A 26,031-nucleotide genomic window follows, 5' to 3' on the forward strand; every position below is an offset into this window, starting at 1 on the left:
ACGGCGCTGCGACTGTGAAACTGGAGCGCCAGGCCGCGCCGAGCGACGCGGCACGCCCCGGCACTGCAACGCTCGGCACGGCATAGCCCTCTCCCGGGGTGCGGGTGCACCTCTCACGGTGCGTCTGCGACTGACGAAGGCAGGATGCCGAAGGAAGGAGCAGCCGCAGCGAAGGCAAGCCAGGATGGCTTGCCGAGCGGGCCGTGAGAGGTGCACCCGCACCCCGGGAGTGGGCTGGCGAAGAGACGAGCGGAGAGCCGCAGGCGCCCGCAGCGCTTCAGCGCCCGGGCATCCTCACGTCGCGCAGCCACAGGGTGCTGTCGCGCTCCGAGCCGACGGAGACCAGGCAGATCGGCACGCCCGTGATCCCGGCGAGCCGGTCGAGGTAGCGCTGCGCGTTGAGCGGCAGGTCCTCCCAGCGCCGGGCGGCGGTGGTGGACTCGCCCCAGCCTTCCCAGTCTTCATACACCGGCTCGGCGCACTCGAAGTCCTCCATGTCCACCGGCATCTCGCACATCTCGCGGCCGTCCACTTTGTATGCGCGGCAGATGCGCAGCGGCGAGATGCCGTCGAGCACGTCCAGCTTGGTGACGGCCATGACTTCCAGGCCGTTCACCCTCGCGGCGTGGCGCATCGCGGGGGCGTCGTACCAGCCGCAACGCCGGGCGCGGCCGGTGGTGGCGCCGTACTCGGCGCCCACCTCGCGCAGGTGATCGCCCAGGCCCTGGGCCAGCTCGGTGGGGAACGGGCCGTTGCCCACGCGCGTGCAATAGGCCTTGGCCACGCCGATCACCGTGCCCACCTTCGTGGGGCCCAGTCCCACGCCCACGAGCGCCCCGCCGGCCACCGCGCTGGAGCCGGTGACGAATGGGTAGGTGCCGTGGTCCAGGTCCAGCATGGTGCCCTGGGCGCCCTCCAGCAGCACGTTCTTGCCGCGCGCGAGTGCCGTGTGCAGCTCCAGGCTCACGTCGGTGACGAACGGGGCCAGCCGCTTCCCGTACGCGGTGAACTCGTCCAGCAGCGCATCCACGGAGAACTCCGTCGGGCGCTCGTTGGCGGGGCCGCGCAGCGAGGCGAAGCGGGCCTCCAGGCGGTCGCGCAGGCGGACCGGGTGCAGCAGGTCGGATATCCGGATCCCGGAGCGGCCGCTCTTGTCGCGGTATGTGGGGCCGATGGCCCGCCCCGCGGTGCCGATGCGCTTCTCCCCCAGCGCGGCCTCCTCCACCTGCTCCAGCCAGCGGTGGTAGGGCATCGTGACGTGCGCGGCGGGGCTCACGCCCAGGCGGCCTTCCAGCGGGAACCCGGCGCTCTCCACCTGCTCCACCTCGGCGAAGAAGGCCCGCGGGTCGATCACCACGCCGTTGCCCAGCAGGCAGCGGATCCCCGGGCGCAGCACTCCCGAGGGCAGCAGGTGCAGGATCACCGTAGTGTCGCCCACCACCACCGTGTGCCCGGCGTTGGCCCCGCCCTGGTAGCGCGCCACCACGTCGGCGTGCTCGCACAGCAGGTCCACGATCTTGCCCTTGCCTTCGTCGCCCCACTGGGCGCCCACCACGATCTGACAGCCCACTGCGTTCCTCCGCGCCACGCCTCTCAGGACGGGCGCTTCACGGCCTCCGGGTTCACGGCGTCCCTCGCGCCGCGCCCCAGCAGCGCATCTCTCACCTGTTCCGCGATCCGCACGCCCACCCCGTCCTGCGCCTCCGCGGTGGAGGCGCCCAGGTGCGGGGTGACCACCACGTTCGGAAGCGCCAACAGCGGATGGTCCGCGGCGGGCGGCTCCTGCTCAAACACGTCCAGGGCGGCCCCGGCCAGCCGGCCGGACCGCAGCGCCTCCAGCAGCGCGGCCTCGTCCACCACGCCGCCGCGGGCGCAGTGCACCAGCAGCGCGCCGGGCTTGATGCGCGCGAACTGCGCCGCCCCCAGCAGCCCGCGCGTGCCCGGAAGCAGCGGGGCGTGCACGGTCACGATGTCGGCGCGTTCCAGCAGCTCGTCCAGCCCGGCCCAGGCCACGTTCTCCGGAGCCGGGCCCGCCGCGCGCGGCGGGTCGTGCGCCAGCACCGTCATGCCGAAGGCGCGCGCACGCACCGCCACGGCCTCGCCGATCCTGCCGAATCCCACGATGCCCAGGGTCTTGCCGTTGAGTTCCGAACCGGCGAAGGCCGACTTCTCCCAGCGGCCCGCGCGCAGCGAGGCGTGCGCCTGGGGCACCTTGCGCACCAGCGCCAGCATCAGCGCGAATGCCAGTTCGGCCACGGCCACGGTGCTGCCCCCGGGCACGTTCATCACCGGGATGCCGCGGCGCGTGGCGGCGGGCACGTCCACATTGTCCACTCCCGCGCCGGCGCGGCCGATGGCGCGCAGCTTCGGCGCGGCCTCGATCAGATCGGCGGTGGCCTTGGTGCCGCTGCGCACGATCCAACCCTCGGCCTCGCGCAGCTTGTCGCGCAGTTCCGCGGGAGTGGGCCGGGGCAGGTAGTCCACCTCGAAGCCCGCGGCCCGCAGCACTTCCAGGCTCGCGGGCGCGACCGGGTCGCTGACCAGCACGCGAATGCTCACGAGGCGATCCCCGTCCCGCCGGCGGTCAGCACCTTCTGCGCGGCCTTGAGCCCGGCGCCGCCCGGGGCGGCGTGGCCCAGGGAGAGCAACGAGTCCTCGATGGCTCCCACCACGGCGAGGATGTCCGCCGGGCAGTACACGCCCAGGTGGCCGATGCGGAACACCTTGCCCTTCAGCTGGTCCTGGCCGTTGGCCATGCGCATGCCGTGGCGGCCCAGCACCGCCTTGATCAGCGCGTCCGAGGTGATCCCCGCCGGCGCCACCACGGTGGTGAGCGCGTCGCTGGGCACCTGGGGATAGATCTCGAGCCCCAGCGCGACCATGGCCGCGCGCGTGGCGGCGGCGTTGCGCGCGTGCCGCGCCCAGATGTTCTCGATTCCCTCGGCGCGCATGCGGTCCAGCGTAACCAGCAGGGAACGCACCAGCGAAATCGGGGGCGTGAACGCGGTGTCGCCGGATTCGCAGGCCTTCAGATTGCGGGCGAAGTCGAAGTAGAAGCGCGGCGTGGGGCACTTCGCCGCGGTCTCGCGGGCCCGCGCGCTCACCGAGAGAAACGCCAGCCCGGGCGCGATCATGAAGCCCTTCTGCGATCCGCCCACGGCCACGTCCACACCCCAGTCCTTCACCTTGAGCTCCATCGCACCCAGCGAGGTGATGCCATCCACGACGAACAGCGCGCCGGCCTCGCGCGCGGCCGCGGCCAGCTCGCGAACGTCGTTGCGCACCCCGGTGGAGGTCTCGCTGTGCGTGGCGAACAGCACCTTCACCCCGGGGTTGGCCTGCAGCGCCGCGCGCACCGCGGCCACGTCGGTGGGCCGACCCCACTCCACCGGGATGTCCACCGCCTTCGCGCCGCACACCTTCGCCAGCGCCAGCCAGCGGTCGCCGAACTTGCCGCCGCGCGCCACCGCCACCGTGTCGCCGGGGCCCACCAGGTTCACCACCGCGGCTTCCATGGCGCCGGTGCCGGAGCAACCGAACATCAGCACCGGATCGTCGGTCTGGAAGACGTAGCGCAGGCCCTCGAGGGCGCGCGCCAGCTCGGCGCGGAACTCGGGCGTGCGATGGTGGATCAGCGGCCGCGATTCGGCCAGCAGGGCTTCGGGCGGCACCTCGACGGGACCGGGAGTGAACAGGCGTTCGCTCATGGGGCAGGCTTCCTTTCGCGCGGCGAGTCTAGCAGCAAACACGGCCTTCCCTAGAAGAAATGCACCAGCAGCTCGTGCAGCGATTCGATCCGAAGGTCCACGCCCTCGGGCGGGCCCTCGGGGCAGCGGCGATGCGGGTCCATCAGCACGCCGTGCCGCACGGCGGTGGCGGCGCGCCGCGCCAGGCGGATGTCGCCTTCGGGCGAGTCGCCCACGGCGATCACGAAGCCGCCGCTCTCGAGCGGCACCTCGCGCAGCACCATCTCGTAGAACTCCGGGCCGGTCTTCTCGTACGGGTCGCCGATCACCAGCCGCTCCACCCACGGCCGGACGGGGGCGAGCAGTCCCTCCAGGCGGCGGCGCTTGGCGTCGCGCGAGGCGCGCGGGTCGTAGCGCCAGCCGGTCTCCGCCGGCTGCAGTCGCGAATCGGAACTGGTCACCAGCGCCACGCGGTATCCGCCGGCGTGCAGCTCGTGCAACGTGGGCGGCACGTCCTCGTACAGTCGCTGCGCGCCGCCCAGCGCGGTCCAGTATTCCCCGGCGGCCTCCGCCAGCGCTTCGCGCGGCAGCCGCGCTCCAGCCTCGTCGGCGGCCATCTCCAGCCAGATCTCGCGGGACCAGCGCGAGGGCCGCGGGCCCTCGGACGCCACCTGCGCCAGCCGCCTCTCCGCCTCCGCCTGGAATGCCTGCCCGGCGGCCGTCGGCGGCCGGAGCCAGCCCAGGAACGAGATCTGAAAGCCGCGATCGAAGGTGGACGTGAACTTCGATGCACGATTCTCACCCACGTGCCGGCGCGCCCAGTGTTCCACCGCGCGCAGGCCGGCGGGGTGAGCCGAGGTGAAGTCGAGGATGGTGTCGTCCACGTCCAGCCACAACAGCGGCGCCGGCCCGGAGCCTTTCAGGATTCGGTGGAGAGGAGGCATGGAAGTCCTTGGGGATACCCGGGTTGACCATTCGGACCGAAGCCCGGCGACGGGCCGTGGCGGCAAAGAAATGCGGGGCGGCCGGGCGGCCGCCCCGCGAACATCCCGCGAAACGGAGTCTCAGCTCCCGCGCACCAGGAGCATCTTACGCGAAATCACCCGCCCCAGCGAGGTGGCCCGCGCGAAGTAGATGCCGCTTCCGGCAGGCACGCCTTCACGGGTCCGCCCGTCCCAGCGCAGCTCCATGCCGCCACGCGGCGCACGGCCGCGGAAGAGCTCGGCCACGCACCGGCCCGAGACGTCGTAGACGGCTGCATCCACGTCCGCGGAGAACTCCAGCGAGAGGAAGATGCGCGTGGAGAATGTGAACGGGTTGGGCCGGTTGGGCTGCAATCGCATCTCGCCCGGTCCGCTGAGGGACAGTGCCGAGCCCACCTGGCCCACGCGCAGGAGCACCGCGTCCGGGCCGGCGAACTGGGCCTCCGATATCCTCACGCTCCCGGAGCGTTCCACACCGGGCTTCAACCGGAGGTGCGCAACGACCTCGATGGGCTCGCCCGCTGAGAGCCGGCTCACCGCCCCCGACCGCGCGAGGCCCACGAGCACGCGGCTGTACCGCACGCTCGTGGCGTACAGCCAGGATCCGGCCTCCCCGGAGATATCGACCGAGCTCACCTCGTAGGTCTCGGGCGGATAGAGGAGCGCCACGCGCGCACCTCCCAACTCCCCCAGGCCGGAGAGCCGCATGGTCACGTTCTCGCCCGCGGCGGTCATCACCGGAGGATCGAGCTCCAGCCGGACTCCAGGCGCGGGCCGCAGCGCGGCACTGTCCACGAAGCATGCGCCGCAACTCCGATCGGTGAGGATCCGGCGAATACAGCAGCGCACGTCGCCGACATCGAACAGGCTGTCCCGGGTGCAATCCAGGCGGCCCGCGGCGGAGTCCGGACACGTGGCGATGCCCGCGGCGCACTGGGCCATGAGGGTAAGGTCGCGCACGTCGAGGATCCCGTCCGAATTGTAGTCGCACGGCTCGGAGGCGCGGATCAGGAATGCGTCGGGGAACATGGGCTCCCCGGGGGAAAGATGGCATTCGCCCGCCCACCGGCTCGATCCGTCCGTGGCCGACAGGCTGTTCAGGTAGAGCGAGGTGAGCGACTCCAGGGCGATGTCGGAGTCGGCCGCGACGGTGACTCTCAGGATCGCGGACGCGGGCTCGCCAGCAGGTGTTGCCGGGATGGACCGGCCGCCGGGAGCAGTGAGCTTGAATGAGATGCCCCCCCATTCGGCGTTCGTTTCCAGGCGCATTCCCGCGGCCGGCCCGATGGCCTCGACTCGGACGAGTCGAATTCCACTGGGGCTGTGACTCGACGTGCCTGCCGACACCACGTCGAACTCCCCCCAGAGCTCCGCGAGAGCCATCGGTGACCGCACGGCCAGGTCCGCGGTCACGCTCTGACCGCGCTCGAGGAGGACGTCCTGACCCGGGCTGGTCCCGGGGCGGACCCAGGTGCCGCGCAGGCAGTCGCCTTTCCGGCAGGAATCGGAGACCACGAAACTCAGGCTGTCGGCAAAGAGGTTTCCGGGCTGGACGCTCAGCCCGCAGGACACTCGGGCCACCTGGACCGTGAGCGCGGTGGGCCCCGCTGGCTGCGGTGGGAGCATCGCATAGGCGTTCCAGTACGCCGAGCGGCGGGCCGATCCTCCGATGGGGCATGCGCCATCGTCCACCACCAGGCGCACGATTGGCGGCCTGCCGGGCCCCTGCGAGAGCAACTCGGTCCACAGCAGGGAGTGACGATCATCAGGGAACTCCCCGCGTATCGAGACAGGGAGGCTGTCTCCCGAGGAGTAGCAGTGGCCGTCCCCCCGCTCTGTGGGCCAGGACCCCACGACTGCGCCCAGCACGTAAGGCAGGTGGCCGGGGGTCACGGGGGGGTCGCCAGCCACCACCCGGAACGGCACGCGCGCGGTCCACACTTCGGGCGCAGGAGGGACTGCCGCTGCGAGGGGCAGCGTCTCCCGACCCGACTGCGACAGCCAGCTCGGCAACCACACTTCCAGGGGCAACACATAGTCACCCGGTGGGAGTTGCCGGAAAGAGCCTAGGCAGGACCATCTCGAGAACGTGGTGTCGCATTGCGTGGCTCCTCCAGCGATCGTCACGAAAAGGGTCGGGAGCACCGGCGTCCCGTCGGAGAAGTTCCACCCTCCCCATCCGGCGCCCCGATACCTCCAACCGCAGGTGCTGGGCACATGCCCGGCCAGTGAGATCGTGACGCGCTCATCCGGGCGCACGATCGCGGGTCCCGGCCAGGCCGCCGAATTCCCGATGGCTATGCGATCGAGGAACGGTATCGGAGACCCAGGGGTCGAATCACAGTGATCCTCGACGTGGAAGGACACGGCCCCGGTCCCCCACAGGTCTGTAATTGGCTCCGCATGGTCGTAGGCCTGGAATTCAACATTGAGGCTGTAGTCGCCCGGTGTGAGTGCCGGAAGCGTCACGCCTCCTCCCCATGGAGTCAGCACGTCGCCACCATAGTTGAACTCGAAGTGTGCCACGATGCGCAGCGTCGGCAATGCCGGCCGTTCCTGGGAGCCATAGACTCCCGCGATCAACTCCGCGTGGTCAAAATGCCAGTTCAGATCCGGAAACCAGCCGCTGAACGCGACCGGAATGGGCAGGTGCGGACACACCACCGTCCGGTTGGGATCCGGAAGCGTGGGGCCGCCGACCCACACCGACTCGACATAGCCGACCACACTTCCACGCCAACCGGAATCCGGCGCGGCGGTTGCACCTGCAGCAGCGCCCGCACTCACCTGGACTGCCACGAGGACAACGAGAAGGACCTGCGGCCAGGACCTCATGCTTCTCCCTCCCGGGATCGATGGGAGACGGCAGCGGGGCGGCCGGGAGGCCGCCCCGCGCACTCATGGCGGAATGGGACTTCAGCTCCCGCGCACCAGCAGCATCTTGCGCGAAATCACCCGGCCGAGCGAAGTGGCCCGCGCGAAGTAGATGCCGTTGGACGCGTACGCCCCTTCGGACACGCGCGCGTCCCAGCCGAACGGGTGGCTGCCCGCCGCCAGGCGGCCGCGGAAGAGCGTGGCCACCCGACGACCCGTGACATCGAACACTCCCACGTCCACGTCGGAGTCCTGGTCCAGCTCCAGCGAGAAGCGGGTGGCGGTGGAGAACGGGTTGGGCCGGTTGGTGGAGAGCGACAGCCGCGGCGGGGCCACGATCCATTGCGGCTCCGTGCCCAGGCTCACCGTGAGCGGCACGCCGTCGGGGCCGCTGAACTGGCTGCCGGCCACCGCCAGCTGGCCGCCATGCGAGGCGCCCGGCTTGAGCGTGAGGCGCAGCACCATGTCGAGCGGCCCTCCGGCCGCGGCCCGCGCCTTCGCGAGCGCCCCCGCGGTGATCAGGGCAATCCGCACCTTGCCGTCCTTCACCTGGTAGAGGTGCAGCCAGTTGGCCGCATCCCCCGGGAAGTCCATGCTCGCGACGTCGTAGCGATCGGACGGGTAGCTCACCTCGAGCTTCGCCGCGCCCACGCGCGAGCCTCCCGCCAGGTGCATGGTCAGCTCGGCGCCGGTGGAACTCTTCACCGGGGTGTCGAAGGAGAGCTTCACGTCCGGCTCGGAGCGCCAGCCGGAGTCCGGCACGCACTCGGGGCATCCCCCGCCGGTGTCCAGCAGCATGCCCGTGGCGCAGCACACCACGTCGTCGATCGTGAGCGTCGCGGAGTGACTGCAGCCGGCGCGGGCCACGGCACTGTCCGGGCACGTCCCTTCCCCGTTGATGCAGCGCACCATCAGCACCAGGTCGCGCACGTCGGAGGCCCCGTCGGTGTTGAGGTCGCAGGGGTCGTCCAGGCAGATGGTGAACGCGTTGTAGTACATGTCCAGGCGCTCGTAGGGCGGGGGCATGCACTCCGTCACCCCGCCGCCGATCGAATCGGCGCCCAGCAACTGCCCCGCGGTCAGGAACATCCGTTTCGTGTTGGAGGCCACACCCACGAGATCGGTGTCCGGGTAGAGCGTCACCCGCAGGATCTCCGGCGCGGCCTGGCCCGTCCTGGTGGCCGGGATGAGCGCACCGTGCTCCGCGTACATCACGAACTTCACGCCCTCCGCCGTGCGGTTCCAGCTGAGGTGCATCCCGGAGGCCGGCCCCACGGCCTCGATCTTCTGCACGAACATGCCCGGCGGGTAGAGCATCAGCGTGCCCTGCAGGCCCGCGAGCGCCACCGGGGAGCGGGCGGTGAAGCCGGCCTCCACGGTGCGGCCGGGCGCGGCGTGAGCGTCGCACAGCACGTTGCTGGAGGTGTGGACCCATCCGCCGGTCAGGCATTTGGATCCGGGGCAGTCGTTGGACACCTGGAATGGGAACGTCGCGCGGTACTGGGGGGGCAGGTTGTCAGGGTCCCCGCAGCGGAGCTGCTGTTCAACGACCTCCAGGGAATAGCGGAGCGCCGGGAGGGCCGGGAGCATCACCCGCGCCTCCCATGGCCGGGCCTGCATGAGGCAGGGCACCCGGGTGCAGTCCCCGTCGTTGATCACGATCCGCAGCGTCGGCGGCCAGGGCAGCGGGCCCATGCTCGCCGACGGGATCACATCCACGCGCCGCAGCGAGATGCAACTGTGCGGGAACGTGCCCCGGATGAGCACCGGGATGCTGTCACCGGCGGCGACGCAGCCGGCGTTCATGTAGTCCGTGAACTCCGGACCGATCACGACCTGGTCCACGTAGGGCAGCGGACCGGACGGCGGCGGCGTTGGCACCACCGTGGAATCGCACGACTTGCTCACCGCGAAGGCGAAGCCGGCGGTGAACACGCTCTCCACCACCCCCGCCGCGGACGGGAAACGCATGACCAGCTGCATCGGCAGCTGGTAGCGCCCGGGTGGCAGGCCGGGGAAGAACACCTGTCCGGCGAAGGGCTTGAGCCACAGCGGGCAGGCGCCACCCTGGTCGCGGCGCACGATCACGCGCACGATCGGCAAGCAAGGCGCGGCAAAGCAGAGGACCGTCTGCAGCTCGATCCGCTCGAGACTCCAGCAGCCGTCATTGAAGTGACCATCCACGTACACCGGGAACGAATCCCCGGGGCATACCGTGGGCACGGTGGGATCCACCGGGCTGGGCCAGCCGATCCGCACGTTCTCCACGAACGGCAGCGGGCCCGGCGTGGGCACCGGGGGCGGCGGGATGGTGGAATCGCAGGCCGGGGACACGAAGAAGGTGTGCATCGTCTCGTAGGTGCCCTGCCTCGGGCCGTCGAGCACCACCTCGACCAGCTTCACAGTGAACGTGCCGGCGTTCATGGTAGGAAGGTCGAACCCCTGGCGCCATGACTTCATCATGGTGGCGCAGCCCGCCGAATCCCCGAACGGGGCCACCGAGACGGTCACGGTCAGCGGCATGGCCCCCGGCGGACTTGCGGACACCACTCGGCCGCACTGGTCCGGGAACTCGCCCAGGAGCACCAGGCGCGTGGGGCGGCCGGCGCACGGCTGGGGCGGATCCATGTAGATCCCGAGGACATAGGGCAGCGGCGGCGGCGGCGGGGCGGGCGGCCCGATGATCCCGGTGTCGCCGGGAGCGGGCCCTGTGACCTGGGCGGCGGCGGGCATGGCGAATGCGGCCCAAGCCAGGACGGCGACCAGGGCGCACAGAGACATGCGGGCGCGAAGCCCGCGCGCGGAGACTACGGGGTGGTTCGACTTCATCTCAAACCCTCCTGTGGGGAACGGCCGCCGCAGCCCGGGAGGGTCACCAGGGGCTGCACATCATCACCAGCTTGGCCCTGTGTGGCATGCCGGTCAAGGGGTTCCGGAGGCCGGTGGGGCCCCGGGGCATGGGAAATCCCGCCGGGGCCTGGCCGGCCCGGGCGTGGGGAATCCCGGCGGGGCCGGCACGGACGCTTCCGCGGGCCCCAGCCGGGAGGGTTGCCCCCCAAACTCCCCCGTGTCTGGTACAATCCGAACCTGCGCCGGGTTCCCCCGGCGGCAACACGGCCTGCCTGAAACCCGAACCCGCGAGCGGACTTTGGCTTCCACGTTCCTCGAACAACTCCGGGCCCGTCCCCTGCTGGGCGACGGGGCCATGGGCACCCTGCTCTTTCTCCGCGGGGCGCCCTACGACGCCTGCCTCGACGAGCTCACCATTTCCCGCCCGGAGCTGGTGCAGGCCGTGCACCGCGACTACATCGCGGCCGGCGCGGAGGTGCTGGAGACCAACACCTTTGGCGCCAACCGGATCAAGCTGGAACGTCACGGGCTGGGCGAGCGCGTGGTGGACCTCAACCGCCGGGCCGTGAGGCTGGCGCGCGAGGCCCGCGAGATCTCCGGACGCGACGTGTGGGTGGCCGGCTCGGTGGGCCCCCTCGGGAAGGCCTCCGACGGGCCCACGGGGCTCACCCCCGCGCGCATGGAGGGTCTGTTCCGCGAGCAGGTCGAAGGCCTGCTGGAGGGCGGCGCCGACCTGCTGGTAATCGAGACCTTCTGGGACATGGACCAGGCCCTGGCGGCCATCCGCGCCGCGCGCGCGGCGTGTTCGCTGCCGCTGGTGGCGCAGATGACCTTCACCGAGGAACTCACCACGCTGCGCGACATGACCCCCGAGGACGTGGCGCGCCTGCTGGAGGATGCCGGCGCGGACGTGATCGGCGCCAACTGCTCGGTGGGCCCGCACGGCATCCTGGAAGTGCTGGAGCGGATGGCCTCGGTCACGCAGCTGCCGCTCTCGGCCCAGCCCAACGCCGGCCTGCCGCGCATCATGGACGGACGCGTGGTCTACATCGCCAGCCCGGACTACTTCGCCGAGTACGCGGTGCGTTTCGTGGAAGCCGGAGCGCGCCTGATCGGCGGCTGTTGCGGCACCACCCCCGCGCACGTGGCGGCCATGCGCCGCACTCTCGACGAGAAGCACCCCGAGGCACGCCGCGGGCACCCCGCGGTGACCGTGGTGGAGGCCGCGCCCGAGCCCGAGGCCGGCGAGCCCACCGCCGGGGAGAGCTTCGCGGACAAGCTGGGCCGGCACTTCGTGGTCAGCGTGGAACTGGATCCCCCGCGCGGGCTCAACCCCGCCCGGCTGATCCAGGCGGCCCACCTGATGCGCGAGGAGGGCGTGGACGCGGTGAACATCGCCGACAGCCCGATGGCGCGGGTGCGCATGAGCGCGCTGGCGCTGGCCTACCTGATCCAGTCGCGCGTCGGGATCGAGACCATCCTGCACTTCACCTGCCGCGACCGGAACCTCATGGGGTTGCAGAGCGACCTGATCGGCGCGCACGCCGCGGGCATCCGCAACATCCTGGCCCTGACCGGGGACCCGCCCTCGGTGGGCGACTACGCGCAGGCCACCGCGGTCTTCGACGTGGACTCGGTGGGCCTGCTCGGGATCATCCGCCGGATGAACGACGGCTTCGACGTCAACGGCACCTCCATCGGCTCGAAGGCGCGTTTCCGGCTGGGCTGCGCGGTGAATCCCGCCTGCGAGGACCTGGACGGCGAGATCGTGCGCTTCCGCCGCAAGATGGACGCCGGCGCCGAGTTCGCCATGACCCAGCCGCTCTACCAGCTCTCCGACTGGCTGCGCTTCCGGGACCGCCTGGGCGAGGTCCGGATCCCGATCCTGATGGGGGTGCTGCCGCTGCACAGCTCGCGGCATGCCGAGTTCCTGCACCACGAGGTGCCGGGCATCTCGGTCCCGGATTCCGTGCGCGCACGCATGGGCGCCGCCGGCGCCGACGGGCTGGCCGAGGGGGCGCGGCTGGCGACATCCCTGCTGCTGGAGGCCCGCGGCGCCCTCGACGGCGTGTACCTCATGCCCTCCTTCGGTCGCTACGAGCAGATCGTGGACGTGGTGCGGGCCGCGCGCCAGGGAGCGGCCTAGTCCTTGGCCGGAAGCCCCGCCTCGCCCGCCCGCCGCGCCTTCGCCTATCTCGTCCCCTACCGGGGCCGCCTGCTCGCGGGGGCCGTGGCGCTGACCGGCGCGAACCTGCTGTCCCTGCTGCAACCCTGGGTCCTGCGCCACGCGGTGGACAGCGTCGCCCGCTGGACTCCGGGGGCCGGACCGAAGCTGCACCTCTCCGCGGGCGCCGGCGCCGCGCTGCTGGCCGACGCGGGCTGGATCCTGGGCCTGGCCGTGGCCGGCGGCCTGTGCCGCTTCGCCATGCGCTACCTCATGATCACCGTCTCCCGCGAGTGCGAGCGCGACCTGCGCGCCGACTACTTCGCGCACCTGCTGCGCCTCTCTCCCGGCTACTACCAGAAGACCCGCGTGGGCGACCTGATGAGCCGCGCCACCAACGACCTGTCCGCGGTGCGCATGCTGTGGGGCCCCGGCGTGATGCAGGGCCTGCAGACGGTGGTGACGTTCGTGGTCGCCCTGGCGCTGATGATGCGCATTGACTGGAAGCTCACGCTGCTGGCGCTGATCCCGCTGCCGCTGCTCTCGCTGGTGATGAGCCGCGTGGGCGGGGTGATCCACGACAAGTTCGAGGAGATCCAGGAGCACCTGGGGCGCATGAGCACGCGGGTGCAGGAGAACCTGGCCGGCGTGCGCGTGGTGAAGGCCTACGTGCGCGAGAGCGACGAGATCGCCTCCTTCGAGAAGCTCAACGAGGACTACGTGCGCCGCAACATGGGCCTGATTCGTCTGATCGGCTTCTTCTACCCGCTCTTCGGACTGCTCTCGGGCGCCGGGGGCGCGGTGGTGCTGTGGTTCGGCGGCCACCAGGTGATCGCGGGCAAGCTCAGCATCGGCTCGTTCGTGGCCTTCAACTCCTACCTCATGATGCTGGTGTGGCCCATGATGGCCCTGGGCTGGGTGGTGAACCTGTTCCAGCGGGGCACCGCCTCCATGGGGCGCATGGCCGCGGTGATGGACCAGGAACCCGAGTTCGTGGACCGCGAGGGCGCCCCGGAGCACCCGCTCACCGGCGCCATCCGGCTGGAGAAGCTCTCCTTCCGCTATTCCCCCGACGCCGCGTGGGCGCTGCGCGACGTTGATCTCGAGATCCCCGCGGGCCGGACCGTGGCCATCGTGGGGCCCACCGGCTCGGGCAAGAGCACGCTGCTGACGCTGCTGCCCAGGCTCCGCGAGGCCACCGAGGGCCGGGTGCTGCTGGACGGGGTGGACGTGCGCGACCTGCCGCTCAAGAGCCTGCGGGGCGCGTTCGGCTGGGTGCCGCAGGATACGTTCCTGTTCTCCGAGACGCTGCGCGAGAACATCCGCCTGGGCGGAGAGGACCACACCGCCGAGGAGGCCGCCGACCGCGCGCACCTGGGCCAGGACCTCGAGTCCTTCCCCAAGGGTCTCGAAACGGTGATCGGCGAGCGCGGCATCACCCTCTCCGGCGGGCAGAAGCAGCGCACCGCGCTGGCCCGCGCGGTGGCCCGGCGCCCGACCATCCTGGTATTGGACGACGCGTTCTCGGCGGTGGACACCAGCACCGAGGAGGCCATCCTGCGCAAGCTGGTGCCATTCATGGCCGGGCGCACCACGCTGATCGTCTCGCACCGCGTGTCCACGGTGCGCCACGCGGACCACATCGTGGTGCTGGACCGCGGCCGGATCGTGGAGCAGGGCCATCACGACGAGCTGCTGCAGATGGACGGACTGTACGCCGGCCTGGCCCGCCGCCAGCGGCTGCTCGAAGAGCTGGAGACCGAGGCGTGACCGCCGGGGCCCGCCGCGCCGGCGCGTACCCGGGACACGGACCGCGGACATGAGCGAGCTGCACGGCGAAGAGGAAGTCTTCGGCAAGGCCTATGACGGCCGCCTGATGCGCCGCCTGGTGCGTTACCTGGTGCCCTACCGGAGGTGGGTGGCCGCGGCGCTGGCGCTGATGCTGCTGGACGTGGCGGTGCAGCTGGCGGTGCCGGCCCTGTGGCGGGCCACCATCGACCGGGCGCTCGGCGCCCACAACGGCCCGCTGGTGGACCGCTTCGGCATCACGCTGGTGGCGCTGCTGCTGGGCGGATTCCTGGTGCAGTACGCCCAGACGGTGGTGCTCCAGCGCACCGGGCAGCGCATCATGTGGGACCTGCGCCGCCAGCTGTTCACGCACCTCCAGACTCAACCCCTCTCCTTCTTCGACCGCCAGCCGGTCGGCAGGCTGATGACGCGCGTCATCAACGACGTGGACGTGCTCAACGAATTGTTCACCTCCGGCATGGTCACGGTGATCGGGGACGTGTTCATGCTGCTGGGGATCCTGTGGGTCCTGTTCAGCTGGAACGCCCGCCTGGCGCTGCTCACCTTCTCGGTGCTGCCCCTGATCTTCGTGTGCACGGTGGTGTTCCGCACCAGGGTGCGTGACTCGTACCGCAAGATCCGCACGCTGATGTCGCGCATCAACAGCTTCCTGCAGGAGAACATCTCCGGGATGGTGACGGTCCAGATGCTGGGCCGCGAGGAGAACCGCCGGCACAAGTTCGCCGCCATCAACGAGGCGCACCGCGACGCCAACGTGGAGAACGTCTGCTACTGCGCGGTGTTCTTCCCGGTGATGGACTTCCTGGGCGCCCTGGCGCTGGCGCTGCTGGTGTGGTTCGGAGGGCGCCAGGTACTGGACGGCGCGCTCACGCTGGGGGCGCTGGTGGCCTTCTTCCAGTACGCGCAGCGCTTCTTCCGGCCCATCAACGACCTGGCCGAAAAGTACACCATCCTGCAGTCGGCGATGGCCTCCGCCGAGCGGGTATTCGACCTGCTGGACACCGAGCCCGCGCTGAAGCCCGCCGCCGACCCGAAGCCGGCCGGCCCGCTGAAGCAGGCGATCCGCTTCGAGGACGTGTGGTTCGCCTACAACGGCGAGGACTTCGTGCTGCGCGACGTGAACCTGGCCATCCGTCCGGGCGAGAAGATCGCGGTGGTGGGTGCGACGGGCTCGGGCAAGACGACCCTGGTGCACCTGCTGGCGCGTTTCTACGAAGTGACTCGCGGGCGGATCACGTGGGACGGCGTGGACATCCGCGAGCTCAGCACCGACCAGCTGCGGCGGAGGATCGGCTTCGTGCAGCAGGATGTGTTCCTGTTCTCGGGGAACATCCGCGACAACATCGGTCTGCGCAACGCGGAAATCTCGCCTGGGCGGGTGGAGGACGCGGCACGCGAGGTGCAGGCGGGCGTCTTCATTGACCGCCTGCCGGCGGGGATGGACACGGCGGTGAACGAGCGCGGCACCTCGCTCTCCACGGGCGAGCGGCAGCTGCTGGCGTTCGCCCGTGCGCTGGCCTACGACCCCGAGGTGCTGGTGCTGGACGAGGCCACCTCCAGCGTGGACCCGGAGACGGAGCACCGCATCCAGGAGGCGCTGGAGCGGCTGCTGCGCGGGCGCACGTCCATCGTGATCGCGCACCGGCTGTCCACGATCCAGTCGGCGGACCGGATCCTGGTGTTCCACCGGGGGAAGCTGCGGGAGGCGGGGACGCATTCGGAACTCATCGCGCGCGAAGGGATCTACGCCCGGCTGGTCCAGCTGCAGTACGGCGGCGCGATCGGGTGACGCCGCCCGGTTCATCCTTCGATTTCGCCTGACCTACGTTCGTGCGCGCTCGTACCTCGGGTGACCCTCGTCGTCCCGCTCTCCGGTCTCGTGGAAACCCATCTTGCGCAGCACCGCCCTCGAGGCGGCGTTGTCCTCGGCGACGTGCGCCACCACGACCTCCACACCCGGCTGGGCCAGGGCCTAGCCGGCCAGGCCTCGGGCCATTTCGGTGGCCAGGGGCGTCGGCCATCCCTCCGGGGGGCCATCCTTCGGGAATGCGCGCGTGGAGAAGGCCGGCGAGCGCGGACGGGGTCTGCAGCTCCGCGCGGATCGTGGCCGCGGTGGCGGGCACGAGTTCCAGCCTCGCGGTGCTCAGGATCACGCGGGAATGCACCTCAGGGGTGGGCCGCCCGACAGCGTCGGAAGAGGATCCGCGGCACCCACGGCGCCGCCCGGCACGAGTGCCGCCGCGAACGCGGCGCAGAACAGCAGGGCCCTCATGGTGGGGACCTCCGGGATCGGGAACTCGAACGGGGCCGGCCTACCAGCCCTTCCGCTCGCGCAGCGAGCGGATCTGCGCGGCGTGGTGGCGGCCGTGCCAGGCGTACAGGCCCAGGGTCGTATCCAGGGCCATCAAACCCAGGTCGGGGTGACGGAAGGTGCGGTGGAACTCGGCGTCGCCCATGGCCTCGAGCAGCAGCATCCAGCGGGCGTGCAGGGCGTCCAGGAGCGCCAGCGACATCTCCACCGGGGCGGTCCGGGCGTCGGGCAGCCCGGCCCAGCGGGCTTCCTCGTAAGTCTTGACCGTGGGCGCCTCCTCGGTGAGCGCCAGGCGAAAGCGGGTGTAGGCGTTGAGGTGGCTGTCGGGCACGTGGTGCACCACCTGCCGCACGGTCCAGCCGCCGTCCCGGTAGGGCGTGTCCAGTTGGGCCTCGGTGAGGCCGGTCACCACCGCGCGCAGCCCGGCCGGGGCTTCGGCCACCTGCCGGAGCCATTCGGCTCGCAGCGCGGGCGGGATCTCCGCGGGGCGCTGATAGCGGCCGATGGGATAGCGCGGGTCGTTCTCGGGCATCAGTTTCCTCCGGGGCGGATGGCGCGCACGCGGCGGCGCGTGCGGCGCAGGTAGTGATCCTCGCTGGGCAGCACGCTGATGGTGCCGTCGATTTCCAGGATGGCGGTGTGCACCTTCCCGATGCTCTCGAAGCCGTGCTCGCGGATGGCCTGCAGCACCAGCTCCTCGGTCAGTTCCGCTTCGGCCATGTTCGCGGGGATGAACTTCCCGTTCATCACCAGCACCACCGGTTCACCCTCCAGCACCCTGCGGATGGTGCGGTGGTTGCGGGTCAGCATCCCGGTCCCGTAGTTGAGCGCCAGGAGCGTACCGGCGGCCACCAGGCCCGCGAGCACGGAGGTCTCGGGGCCCACCATGGCGTTCTGGACGGCGTTGGAAATGAGCAGGATCAGGACCAGGTCGAAGGGCGTCATCTGGCCCAGCTGGCGGCGACCGGTGAGGCGCATGCCGGCCAGGATCACCACGTACACGATGACGCAGCGCAGGATGATCTCGAAGAGCGGGGCGTGCAGCCCGAGCGTCTCTGCGAACTTCACGGGGCTCCTGTCCGCGGCAGGCTCCGCGACGCGGGGCGGCCGGCGACGTGCCCGGCCGGGGAAGACTCCCCGGCCCTAGAACCCTTCCTTGCGCAGGTCGGTCTCGAGGAACGCCACCAGCAGCCTCACCGCCGCCTCGACGTCCTTGAGGTCCACCATTTCGTTGACCGTGTGCACGTAGCGGCACGGGATGCTGAGGCAGCCGGAAGGCACGCCCTCGCGCACCCGGTGGATGCTGGAGGCATCGGTGGAGGCCCCCTCCAGCGCCAGCACCTCCATCTGGTGGCGGATCTTCTCGCGCCGCGCGAGGCGCACCATGAGGTCGCGGACCTTCGGGTGGCCGATGTGCCCGCCGTCCTTCACCTTGATGGCCGCACCGCCGCCCAGCTCCACCGACATGGGACGGCACTCGGGCAGGTCCCCGGTCAGCGTCACATCCACCGAGAGCGCCACGTCGGGGTCCAGCGCGAAGGCCGCCGGCTGCGCCCCGCGGCAACCGACTTCCTCCTGCACCGTGAACACGAAGGCCACGTCGTTGGGCGACTTCTTGAGCCGCCGGGCGGCCTCGATCAGCACCGCGCACGAGACACGGTCGTCCATGGCCTTGCCGATGAAGCGACCGCCCAGTTCCACCGGTTCGCGGTCGAAGCAGGCCACGTCGCCCACCTTCACGTGCTTGCGCGCCTCGGCGGCGGTGGCGAAGCCGAAATCCACGTACATGCGGTCGATCTTCCGGTCGTCCTTGTTGCCGCGCTCCTCCTCCATCACCACGCCCACGCGGCCGTCGGCCAGCCGCACACGCTGGGTGGCCAGGTTGTCCACGCGCAGGCCCCCGATATTGGAGAAGCGCGCGAAGCCCCGGGCGTCCACGTGGCTCAACACCAGCCCGATCTCGTCCATGTGGGCCGCGATCATCACCCGGGCGCCCTTGCCCGGCCGGCGCGCCACCAGGTTGCCCATGATGTCCGGGGCAACCGAATCCACGTGCGCCCGGACTCGACGTCGCACCAGCGCGGCCACCCGCTCCTCCTCGCCGGAGGGCCCGAAGGCGCGCGAAAGCTCGCTCAGCAGTTCGATCATGACTTCTCCCCGCGCGGCCCGGCGGGCCGCTTGAGGGCGGCCAGCCCAGGCAGGGCCGCGCGCACCAGTTCCAGTGTGGCTTCGATGTCGGCCCGGGCCGCCAGGGCCGAGGGCGCATGGATGTAGCGGCACGGCACCGAGACGCTGATGGAACGCGCCCCGCCCCCGGCGCGGTGGTATTCGCCCGCGTCGGTGCCGCCGATGCCCGGGCGCTTCTCCTGCCACTTCACGCCCGCGGCCACGGCCGCTCTCTCGAACACTCCGAACACGGTCCGGTCGCTGATGGTCGCCCCGTCGCGGCGCGTGAGCACCGGCCCCCCGCCCAGGAGCGGGTAGGCGCCCAGCGCCTCCCCCCGCTTGCTGGGGGTGTCGGCGGCGGCGGTGCCTTCGAGCGCCACGGCCACGGCGGGCTGGAAGCGCTGGGCGGCCACGCGACCGCCGCGCATGCCGATTTCCTCCTGGGTGGTGAACGCGGCCACGAAGCTGACCGGCGAGGCTGAGGCCACCAGTGCGGCCAGCAGCGCGCAGCCGGCGCGGTCGTCGAACGCCTTGCCCCGGACCAGCCCGCCGGCCCAGGACTCGAAGGTGGCGTCGAAGGTGACGGTGTCGCCCACCTTCACGTGCTTCTTCGCCTCCTTGTCGTCGGCGGCGCCGATGTCGGCGACCATGTCGTCGAGCATCACGGTGCGCGAGGCCTCCTCGCCCTTGGCGAGGTGCGGCGGCTTGGCCCCCAGCACGCCCTGGATGGCCTTCTCGCCCACCCGCACGCGCTTGCCGGAGAGCAACCGGTCGTCGAGACCGCCCACCTTCTGCAGGCGCAGCATGCCGGACTTCTCGATGCGCACCACCATGAAGCCGACCTCGTCCATGTGCGCGCCCAGCAGCAGGCGGACGCCGTCCCGGCGGCCCCGCTTCTCGACCAGCAGCGAGCCCATGGAGTCCACTTCCAGGCGGTCCACGTGGGGCCTGAGGTAGTCCTTGAGGATGCGGCGCACCGGCGCCTCGTCGCCGGTCACGCCCCGCGCGTTGGAGAGCGCTTCGAACAGCTCCCACGGGAAGCCCCTGCGCGCGACCATCAGTCGCTCCTCCCCGGGAGGCCCTTCTCGAGGCGGACCGCGTAGATCGCCAGCAGCCGCGCGACGCGGTCCAGGTCCACGAGGTCGAGCGTCTCCACGGCGCTGTGCATGTAGCGCAGCGGCACGCTCACCAGTCCGGTGGGCACGCCCTCGCCGACCGTGTAGATGTCCCGGGCGTCGGTGCCGGTGTCGCGCGGAGCGGGCTCCACCTGGTGGGGGATCTTCGCCGCCTCGGCCGCCTCCACCAGGCCGCGGAACACCGCGGGGTGGACGTTGGGCCCCAGCGCGATCGGCGGCCCGCCTCCCAGCTTGAAGGTGCGCCAGTCGTCCGCTCCGGGCCCCTCGCCGTGGGTGACGTCCAGCGCCACGGCCACGTCGGGGCGCACCGCGTAGGCGCTGGTCATCGCCCCCAGGCACACGCGGCCCACCTCCTCCTGCACCGTGGCCACGCCAAACACGTCCAGCGCGTGCGGCCGCCGGGAGAGTTCCTCCAGCGCCAGCAGCATCGCCACCACGCAGGCGCGGTTGTCGAACGCCCGGCCCGCCACGCGGCCGCCGAGCAATTCCACCAGGGGCGCGCGGAAGCTCACCAGGTCGCCCACGCGCACGGCACGGCGCACGGCCGCAGCCGGCTGGCCGGTGTCCACGAACAGCTCGTCGAAGGTGTAGGGTTTCTTCGCGTCGTTGGGCGCCTGCAGGTGCGGAGGGACGCTCCCGAACACGCCGGGAAGGCGCTCGCGTCCGTGCACCCAGACGTCCTGCGCCGGCAGCAGCCGCGGCTCCACCCCGCCCATGGGGTGCACGCGCAGGAAGCCGTCCTTGCGCACCTCGGTGACCACCAGGCCGATGGCGTCGGCGTGGGCCGCCAGCATCAGCCGGCGCCGGGCGCCGCGGACCTTGCCCTGGCCGGGCAGCAGGGCCACGCAACTGCCGACGCGATCGTGGCGGACCTGGGCCCCGAGGCCGCGGGCCTCCTTCTCGAACCACTGCGTGAGATCGGTCTCGTGCCCCGGCAGTCCCGCGATCTCGGTGGCCCGGCGCAGAAGCCCCACGATGCGTTCGCGGCGCGCCACGGAGAGCCCCTTCGAGCCCGCGGCGCCGGCAGGGCCCTTCCCCGCCGGCCGTTTCACCGGCGCAGCCGTTCGCTTCACTCGCGATGCGGCGCGTTTCAGTGCGATCATGGTCCTTCGCCCCCGGATGGGCTTCGAGACTGGGGTGGTCCCGCCCGCGTCGCGGGCGCCGGCGCCGGTGGCCACCCATGCGGCAGGGCGGGCCACGGGAGCACGGGCAAGGTGACTGCGAGATTCTACGCGCCCGCCGAGGTGGGGTTCTACCGTTTTCTGAGGAACCCGGGGCGCCGGCGGGAAGAACGGCCCCGGCAGGCTACGGAAGCAGGCGGGCCGGGCCCCGCTTCTGGCTGGGGTGACGCTCCAGGTACTCCCCCACGCCCCGGGCGATGAGATCCGCCAGGTCGTCCTGGAAGGACTCGGAGCGCAGCCGCGCCGCCTCCCGGCGGTTGCTGATGAAGGCCGTCTCCACCAGGATGGATGGCACCTGCGGAGACTTGAGCACCGCGAAGCCCGCCTGCTTCACCCCCCGGAACACCAGGTCCTCCCGTCCCGCGAGGGACTGCAGCACCACGTCCGCGAGCTCCGAGCTCTTCTTCAGCGTGTCGTTCTGCCGCAGGTCGAACAGGATCGACTTCACGTCGTCGTTGCCCGCGGGGAGCTGGCCATACAGCTGGTCGGCGGAGTTCTCCGCCTCGGCCAGCTCACGGGAGGCCTCGTCGGTGGCGCCGGTGAGCGAGAGGAAATACACCTCGGTGCCGCGGGCGTCGCGGTCGCGCGAGGAATTGCAGTGGATGCTCACGAACAGGTCGGCCTGGTAGCGCTCCGCGATCAGGAAGCGGCGCCGGAGCGGCAGGTCGTAGTCGCCGTCGCGGGTGAGCACCGCGCGGATCCCGGGCCGGGCGTTCAGGCGATCGGCGACCTTCCTGCCGATGGGCAGCGTGACGTCCTTCTCGCAAAGCCCGCCGGGGCCCACGGCTCCCGGAGCGTCGCCGCCGTGCCCGGGGTCGATCACCACCACGCGGGCGCGGGATTCCAGCACCGTCTGGATGGCCTTCTCGCGCTCCACCACCTGCTCGGGCGCCACGTAGCGGGTCACGTCCACCACCACGCGGTGCGGACGCCCGGGCACCTGCGACAGCGCGAACACCCGCACCGCCGTGGGCCGCGTGAGCCGGATGGTGGCCTTCACTCCCCCGCCGGTCATGGACCGCAACGTCACATCCTCGACGGCGCTGTCGCGGACCGAGACCTCGGAGAGATTGGCGATCAGCGCGACGCCGGCCACGCGCACGGTGACCTGGGTGGAATCGTCGGAGCGTTCCACGGAGAAGTCGGCGGCGTCGGAAACATCGAGCACCAGCCGGGTGACGTCGGGGCCGGTCCAGTGGCGCACCCCGGTCACCCGCAGGGGACGGGCCGCGTGCGCGGACGGCGCCGCGCACAGGAGCGCCAGCGCCGCCACGAGCATGCCGATCCCGGATGCGCGGGGGTCCCGTCGCATCCCGGTCCTTCCACGCGGCATCCCTGCCACGCCCTGCCCTCCCGGATACCGGCGACCTGGGGCGGCGCCGGTCACTGCTTCGGCTTGACGGCGATGTACTGCGCCGCACCCTGCCGGTTGAGCAGCATCACGATGGGCTTGCCGGCCCCGCGGGCCTTCTTCATTGCAGTGGAGAAATCCGCCGTCGTCAGGATGGCCGCGCCGTTGACCTCCTGGATCAGGTCGCCCTCCTGGATCCCGGCCTGGTCCGCCGGGCTGCCGTCGTCCACGGCGGTCACCATCACCCCCGGCTGCTCCTCCCCACCCGCGACGCGGCCGCGCAGCGCGCGGGAGACGCCCTGCTGGCCCTCCACCTTGAGCCCCAGCCAGTCCTTCGAGGGGCTGACCTCCGGGGCGGCCTTCACTTCCTCGTCGTTGCGGGAGGCCAGGGTGACCTGCATCTCCTGCTGCCGCCCGTCGCGCACCACCACCACCGGGACCCTGTGGCCCACCGGGGTGTCCGCCACGATGCGCCGGAACTGGCCGACGGAGGTGATCTTCTGACGGTCGAATTCGGTGATCACATCTCCCTTTTCCAGCCCGGCCTTGAGCGCGGGGCTGCCCTCGGTGACGGCCGAAATCACGACCCCACTGCCACCCTTGAGGCCCAGGCCCTCGGCCAGCGTCTCGTCCAACTCCTGCGGGCCCACGCCCAGGAAGCCGTGGGTGACCGGCTTGCCGGAGGCCAGCTGGTCCCGCAACTTCAGCGCGATATTCACCGGGATGGCGAAGCCGATTCCCTGGCCGGCGGGGTTGATGGCGGTGTTGATGCCGATCACCTGGCCCTTGATGTTGCACAGCGGGCCGCCGCTGTTGCCGCGGTTGATGGCGGCATCGGTCTGGATGAAGTCCTGGTAGCCGGGCCCCTCGTTGGGGGAGTCGCCGATGACCAGCCCGGCGCGGCCCTTGGCGCTGACCACGCCCACGGTGAGGCTGCCCTCGAGCTCGCCCAAGGGGTTGCCGATGGCGATGGCCCAGTCACCCACGCGCATTTCGTCGGAGTTGCCCAGCTCGGCCACCGGGAGGTTGGCGCCCTCGATCTTCACCATGGCCAGGTCGGTGAACGGGTCGCGCCCGAGCAGCTTCGCCTTGAAGGTGCGGTGGTCGAGGAGGCGAATGGTGATGTCGTTGGCCCCCTGCACCACGTGGTTGTTGGTGAGGATGTGGCCTTCCTTGTCGATGATGAAGCCCGAGCCGCTGGACGGCAGCTCGATGCTGCGCCGCCGCGGCGAGTCCTCGGGGAAGAAGCGGTGGAACAGGTCGCCATAGGGAGTGGCCTCGCCGGTGTTGACGCGGCGTTTCACTTCGACGCTCACCACCGCGGGCTGGACCTTGCTCGCCACCCCCACAAACGGACTCTCCAGCGAGCCGCCGCGCAGCGACGTCTCCTGGGCCCGGGACACCGATTGGAGGTTGAGGTTGCTCGAGAGCGTCAGGCCCACGGCGATGCCGCCTCCCAGCAGCAGCCCGCCAATGGCCAGGTTTCGAATGCGATTCGGTGACATCGGTGGCTCCTTGAAAGCCGACCCCGGCCAGGCCGGGCCCGCACTGTTGCGTCCGGGGAGCGGCGCGGGCGGGGAAGCCCCCCGCCCGGGCCCGGCCCGGTGCATTCCATCTTGTGGGTTGGATGAACCTCGCCCGTCGGGCGATGCGCCCGGGGCGCCCCCCGCGCGGGGCGGAACCCTCGAAAGGACAGTAGGAAACTCGCGCCTGCCCGGTCAAGGCGACCCCGGATCCCCCGCGGTGCAGCGCGACAGCCGATCCTGCGTCGCGGGCGATCCACCGGTCCGCCCGCAGACCACTGGCATGACTCCCGGCATAACTCCCGGATAGTCCCGCCTGCCCCGCAGGGCTATACTGCCGCCCATGGTTGACGGTTGCGCCTACTTCTTTTCTGACGCCCACCTGGGCCAGCGGGATGCCTCGGGAGAGGCCCGCAAGCGCCACTACCTGCAGCAGTTCCTTGCCCACGTGCGGACCCGCCCCGGGCCGGTCTACGTGGTCGGGGACCTGTTCGATTTCTGGTTCGAATACCGCCACGCGGTGCCGCGGGGCCACTTCGAGGTGCTGTCGGCGCTGATCGAGACCCGCCGCGCCGGGGCGGCCATCACCTATGTCGGAGGCAATCACGACTTCTGGCTGGGGGATTTCCTGGCCCGCGAGGTGGGGATGGAGGTGGCGCTCGAGCCCATCGCCCGGGAGATCCAGGGCCGGAAACTGTACGTGGCCCACGGCGACGGGATGATGCCCGGAGACCGCGGCTACCACGCGCTCAGGGCCATCCTGCGCAACCCGTTCAACATCGGCCTGTACCGCTGGCTGCACCCGGACCTGGGAATCCCGCTGGCCAAGGCCGTATCCAGCCTCTCCTACCGCAATCACCACCACCACCCGCCCCCCACCGGCGAAGCGATCTACCGCGAGGTGGCCACGCCCCGCCTGGCGGCCGGCCACGACGCGGTGATCCTCGGCCACTTCCATCTTCCCTACCACCACCGCGAGCCGGGCCGCGAAATGGTCGTCCTGGGGGACTGGATGACGCACTTCACGTACGCGACGCTGGAGGGCGGGGTATTCCGGATGTGGCGCTGGACCGAGGACGGCCCGCAGTGCCTCCAGGGCGGACCGGAAGGCCCGCCCGGCGGGGTCAGCGCCCCAGGTAGGTGATCGCGATGCGGGAGCTGGAGCCGAAATCGTTGCGGTAGGGCACCATGGCGTATTGCAGCTGGAAGCCCCGGCCGCGCACGCCCAGCCCGAAGCTGAAGCCTTCCGAGTCGTATCCGGTGCGATAGCCACCCTGGACCGAGAGGAACCCGCGCTGGGTGAACTCCGCGCCGAAGAGGGCATGCGTGCGGTCGTCGCCGCGGGTCCTGGCCAGGTCGGCGGCCAGCGTCAACTCGCCCCCGCCGGCGGGCAGGATGTAGGAGACCCCGCCCTGCACGGTGGTGGGCAGCGCGGTCCGCTTCGTGTCGAGGGTCATGCCCTGGCCCAGGTGACGCACGGCCGCCCCCACGCTCAGGTTGGGTATGCCGGGGAAGTACCGCGCGCCGAGGTTGAGCGCGAATCCGGTGCTGTTGTAGGCGTCCATCTTGGTGGCGAGGTACTCCAGCCCCACGCCCAGGTCCAGCTTGTCCGTGGCGCGGAAGCCGAACGCCGCGGTGGTGACCAGGTCGTAGTAGCCGAAGGTGCCCACCGAATCACCGCTCACGTCGGTGCCCAGCAGCGGGTCGCTGTTGTAGACCGCGCCGAAGCTCAGTCCGAAGGTGCCTTCCTTGAACCGCTTCACCGCGCTCACATATTCCTGTCGGATGCCCTCGAAGCTCTGGTGGTGGGTGGCCGAGATCTGCAGCTTGTCCAGCCGCGAGAGCCCCGCGGGATTCCAGAAGGAGGCGGTGGCGTCGTCGGCCAGCGAGGTGAAGGCCGAGCCCATGGCCTGGGCGCGGGCTCCCGGGCCCATTTCCAGCGACGCGAAGCCCGTGGGCGTGTCCTGGGCGGCTGCGGGGGCCGCCGCCAGCGCGGC

General features: G+C 71.1%; 18 protein-coding genes. 4 read left to right on the forward strand and 14 right to left on the reverse strand.

The window, feature by feature from the left end; all coding sequences use genetic code 11:
• Positions 1-277: 277 nt before the first annotated feature.
• From HZB25_09390 to HZB25_09415, 6 genes are all read right to left on the reverse strand, one after another.
• Positions 278-1,570 carry an adenylosuccinate synthase gene (locus tag HZB25_09390; protein MBI5837445.1) on the reverse strand — a complete coding sequence of 431 codons (1,293 nt, stop codon included), beginning with the start codon at positions 1,568-1,570 and terminating at the stop codon, positions 278-280.
• 23 nt (positions 1,571-1,593) lie between these two features.
• Entirely contained in the window at positions 1,594-2,559 is a 966-nt protein-coding gene (locus HZB25_09395; protein ID MBI5837446.1) for a hydroxyacid dehydrogenase, read from the reverse strand.
• Positions 2,556-3,707, reverse strand: coding sequence for an alanine--glyoxylate aminotransferase family protein (locus tag HZB25_09400; GenBank protein MBI5837447.1), 1,152 nt, complete (start codon positions 3,705-3,707; stop codon positions 2,556-2,558). The genes HZB25_09395 and HZB25_09400 overlap by 4 nt, the downstream gene beginning before the upstream one ends.
• A gap of 50 nt (positions 3,708-3,757) precedes the next feature.
• Positions 3,758-4,630: an HAD family hydrolase gene (locus HZB25_09405; protein MBI5837448.1), complete on the reverse strand. Its 873-nt coding sequence runs from the start codon at positions 4,628-4,630 to the stop codon at positions 3,758-3,760.
• A gap of 120 nt (positions 4,631-4,750) precedes the next feature.
• Positions 4,751-6,682 carry a hypothetical protein gene (locus HZB25_09410; GenBank protein MBI5837449.1) on the reverse strand — a complete coding sequence of 644 codons (1,932 nt, stop codon included), beginning with the start codon at positions 6,680-6,682 and terminating at the stop codon, positions 4,751-4,753.
• Between the two features lie 903 nt (positions 6,683-7,585).
• Positions 7,586-10,372 carry a hypothetical protein gene (locus tag HZB25_09415; GenBank protein ID MBI5837450.1) on the reverse strand — a complete coding sequence of 929 codons (2,787 nt, stop codon included), beginning with the start codon at positions 10,370-10,372 and terminating at the stop codon, positions 7,586-7,588.
• Positions 10,373-10,691: 319 nt separating this feature from the next.
• On the opposite strand from HZB25_09415, the gene HZB25_09420 reads away from it, so the two are divergent.
• From HZB25_09420 to HZB25_09430, 3 genes are read left to right on the forward strand one after another with little or no spacing between them, the layout of a single operon-like run.
• Positions 10,692-12,539, forward strand: a complete 1,848-nt coding sequence (locus HZB25_09420; protein ID MBI5837451.1) for a bifunctional homocysteine S-methyltransferase/methylenetetrahydrofolate reductase — start codon at positions 10,692-10,694, stop codon at positions 12,537-12,539.
• 3 nt (positions 12,540-12,542) lie between these two features.
• On the forward strand, positions 12,543-14,327 hold the full coding sequence (locus tag HZB25_09425; GenBank protein MBI5837452.1) for an ABC transporter ATP-binding protein: 1,785 nt from the start codon (positions 12,543-12,545) through the stop codon (positions 14,325-14,327).
• 49 nt (positions 14,328-14,376) lie between these two features.
• Positions 14,377-16,155 (forward strand): ABC transporter ATP-binding protein, encoded by a 1,779-nt coding sequence (locus HZB25_09430; GenBank protein ID MBI5837453.1) that lies wholly within the window; start codon positions 14,377-14,379, stop codon positions 16,153-16,155.
• 523 nt (positions 16,156-16,678) lie between these two features.
• Here HZB25_09430 and bstA read toward each other — a convergent pair.
• From bstA to HZB25_09465, 7 genes are all read right to left on the reverse strand, one after another.
• Complete coding sequence (gene bstA / locus HZB25_09435; GenBank protein MBI5837454.1) at positions 16,679-17,209, reverse strand: bacillithiol transferase BstA; 531 nt, start codon at positions 17,207-17,209, stop codon at positions 16,679-16,681.
• Positions 17,209-17,655 (reverse strand): DUF421 domain-containing protein, encoded by a 447-nt coding sequence (locus HZB25_09440; GenBank protein MBI5837455.1) that lies wholly within the window; start codon positions 17,653-17,655, stop codon positions 17,209-17,211. Before HZB25_09440 ends, bstA begins: the two co-directional genes overlap by 1 nt.
• Before the next feature lie 165 nt (positions 17,656-17,820).
• Positions 17,821-18,825: a M20/M25/M40 family metallo-hydrolase gene (locus HZB25_09445; GenBank protein MBI5837456.1), complete on the reverse strand. Its 1,005-nt coding sequence runs from the start codon at positions 18,823-18,825 to the stop codon at positions 17,821-17,823.
• Positions 18,822-19,901 carry a M42 family peptidase gene (locus tag HZB25_09450; GenBank protein ID MBI5837457.1) on the reverse strand — a complete coding sequence of 360 codons (1,080 nt, stop codon included), beginning with the start codon at positions 19,899-19,901 and terminating at the stop codon, positions 18,822-18,824. Before HZB25_09450 ends, HZB25_09445 begins: the two co-directional genes overlap by 4 nt.
• Positions 19,901-21,082, reverse strand: a complete 1,182-nt coding sequence (locus tag HZB25_09455) for a M20/M25/M40 family metallo-hydrolase (GenBank protein ID MBI5837458.1) — start codon at positions 21,080-21,082, stop codon at positions 19,901-19,903. Before HZB25_09455 ends, HZB25_09450 begins: the two co-directional genes overlap by 1 nt.
• Positions 21,083-21,284: 202 nt before the next feature.
• Positions 21,285-22,472, reverse strand: a complete 1,188-nt coding sequence (locus HZB25_09460) for an N-acetylmuramoyl-L-alanine amidase (GenBank protein ID MBI5837459.1) — start codon at positions 22,470-22,472, stop codon at positions 21,285-21,287.
• Between the two features lie 71 nt (positions 22,473-22,543).
• The gene (locus tag HZB25_09465) at positions 22,544-24,016 is read right to left on the reverse strand and encodes a Do family serine endopeptidase (protein MBI5837460.1); all 1,473 of its coding nucleotides are present in this window, start codon (positions 24,014-24,016) and stop codon (positions 22,544-22,546) included.
• A gap of 361 nt (positions 24,017-24,377) precedes the next feature.
• Between HZB25_09465 and HZB25_09470 the strand changes: the two genes are divergently transcribed.
• Positions 24,378-25,178, forward strand: a complete 801-nt coding sequence (locus HZB25_09470; GenBank protein ID MBI5837461.1) for a UDP-2,3-diacylglucosamine diphosphatase — start codon at positions 24,378-24,380, stop codon at positions 25,176-25,178.
• On the opposite strand, the gene HZB25_09475 is transcribed toward HZB25_09470, so the two are convergent.
• Positions 25,159-26,031, reverse strand: an 873-nt coding sequence (locus HZB25_09475) for a PorV/PorQ family protein (protein MBI5837462.1), incomplete at its 5' end; no start/stop codon positions are given. The two genes, HZB25_09470 and HZB25_09475, sit on opposite strands and share 20 nt — an antisense overlap.

This window comes from Candidatus Eisenbacteria bacterium (genome assembly GCA_016235265.1).
Taxonomy (GTDB): domain Bacteria; phylum Eisenbacteria; class RBG-16-71-46; order RBG-16-71-46; family JACRLI01; genus JACRLI01.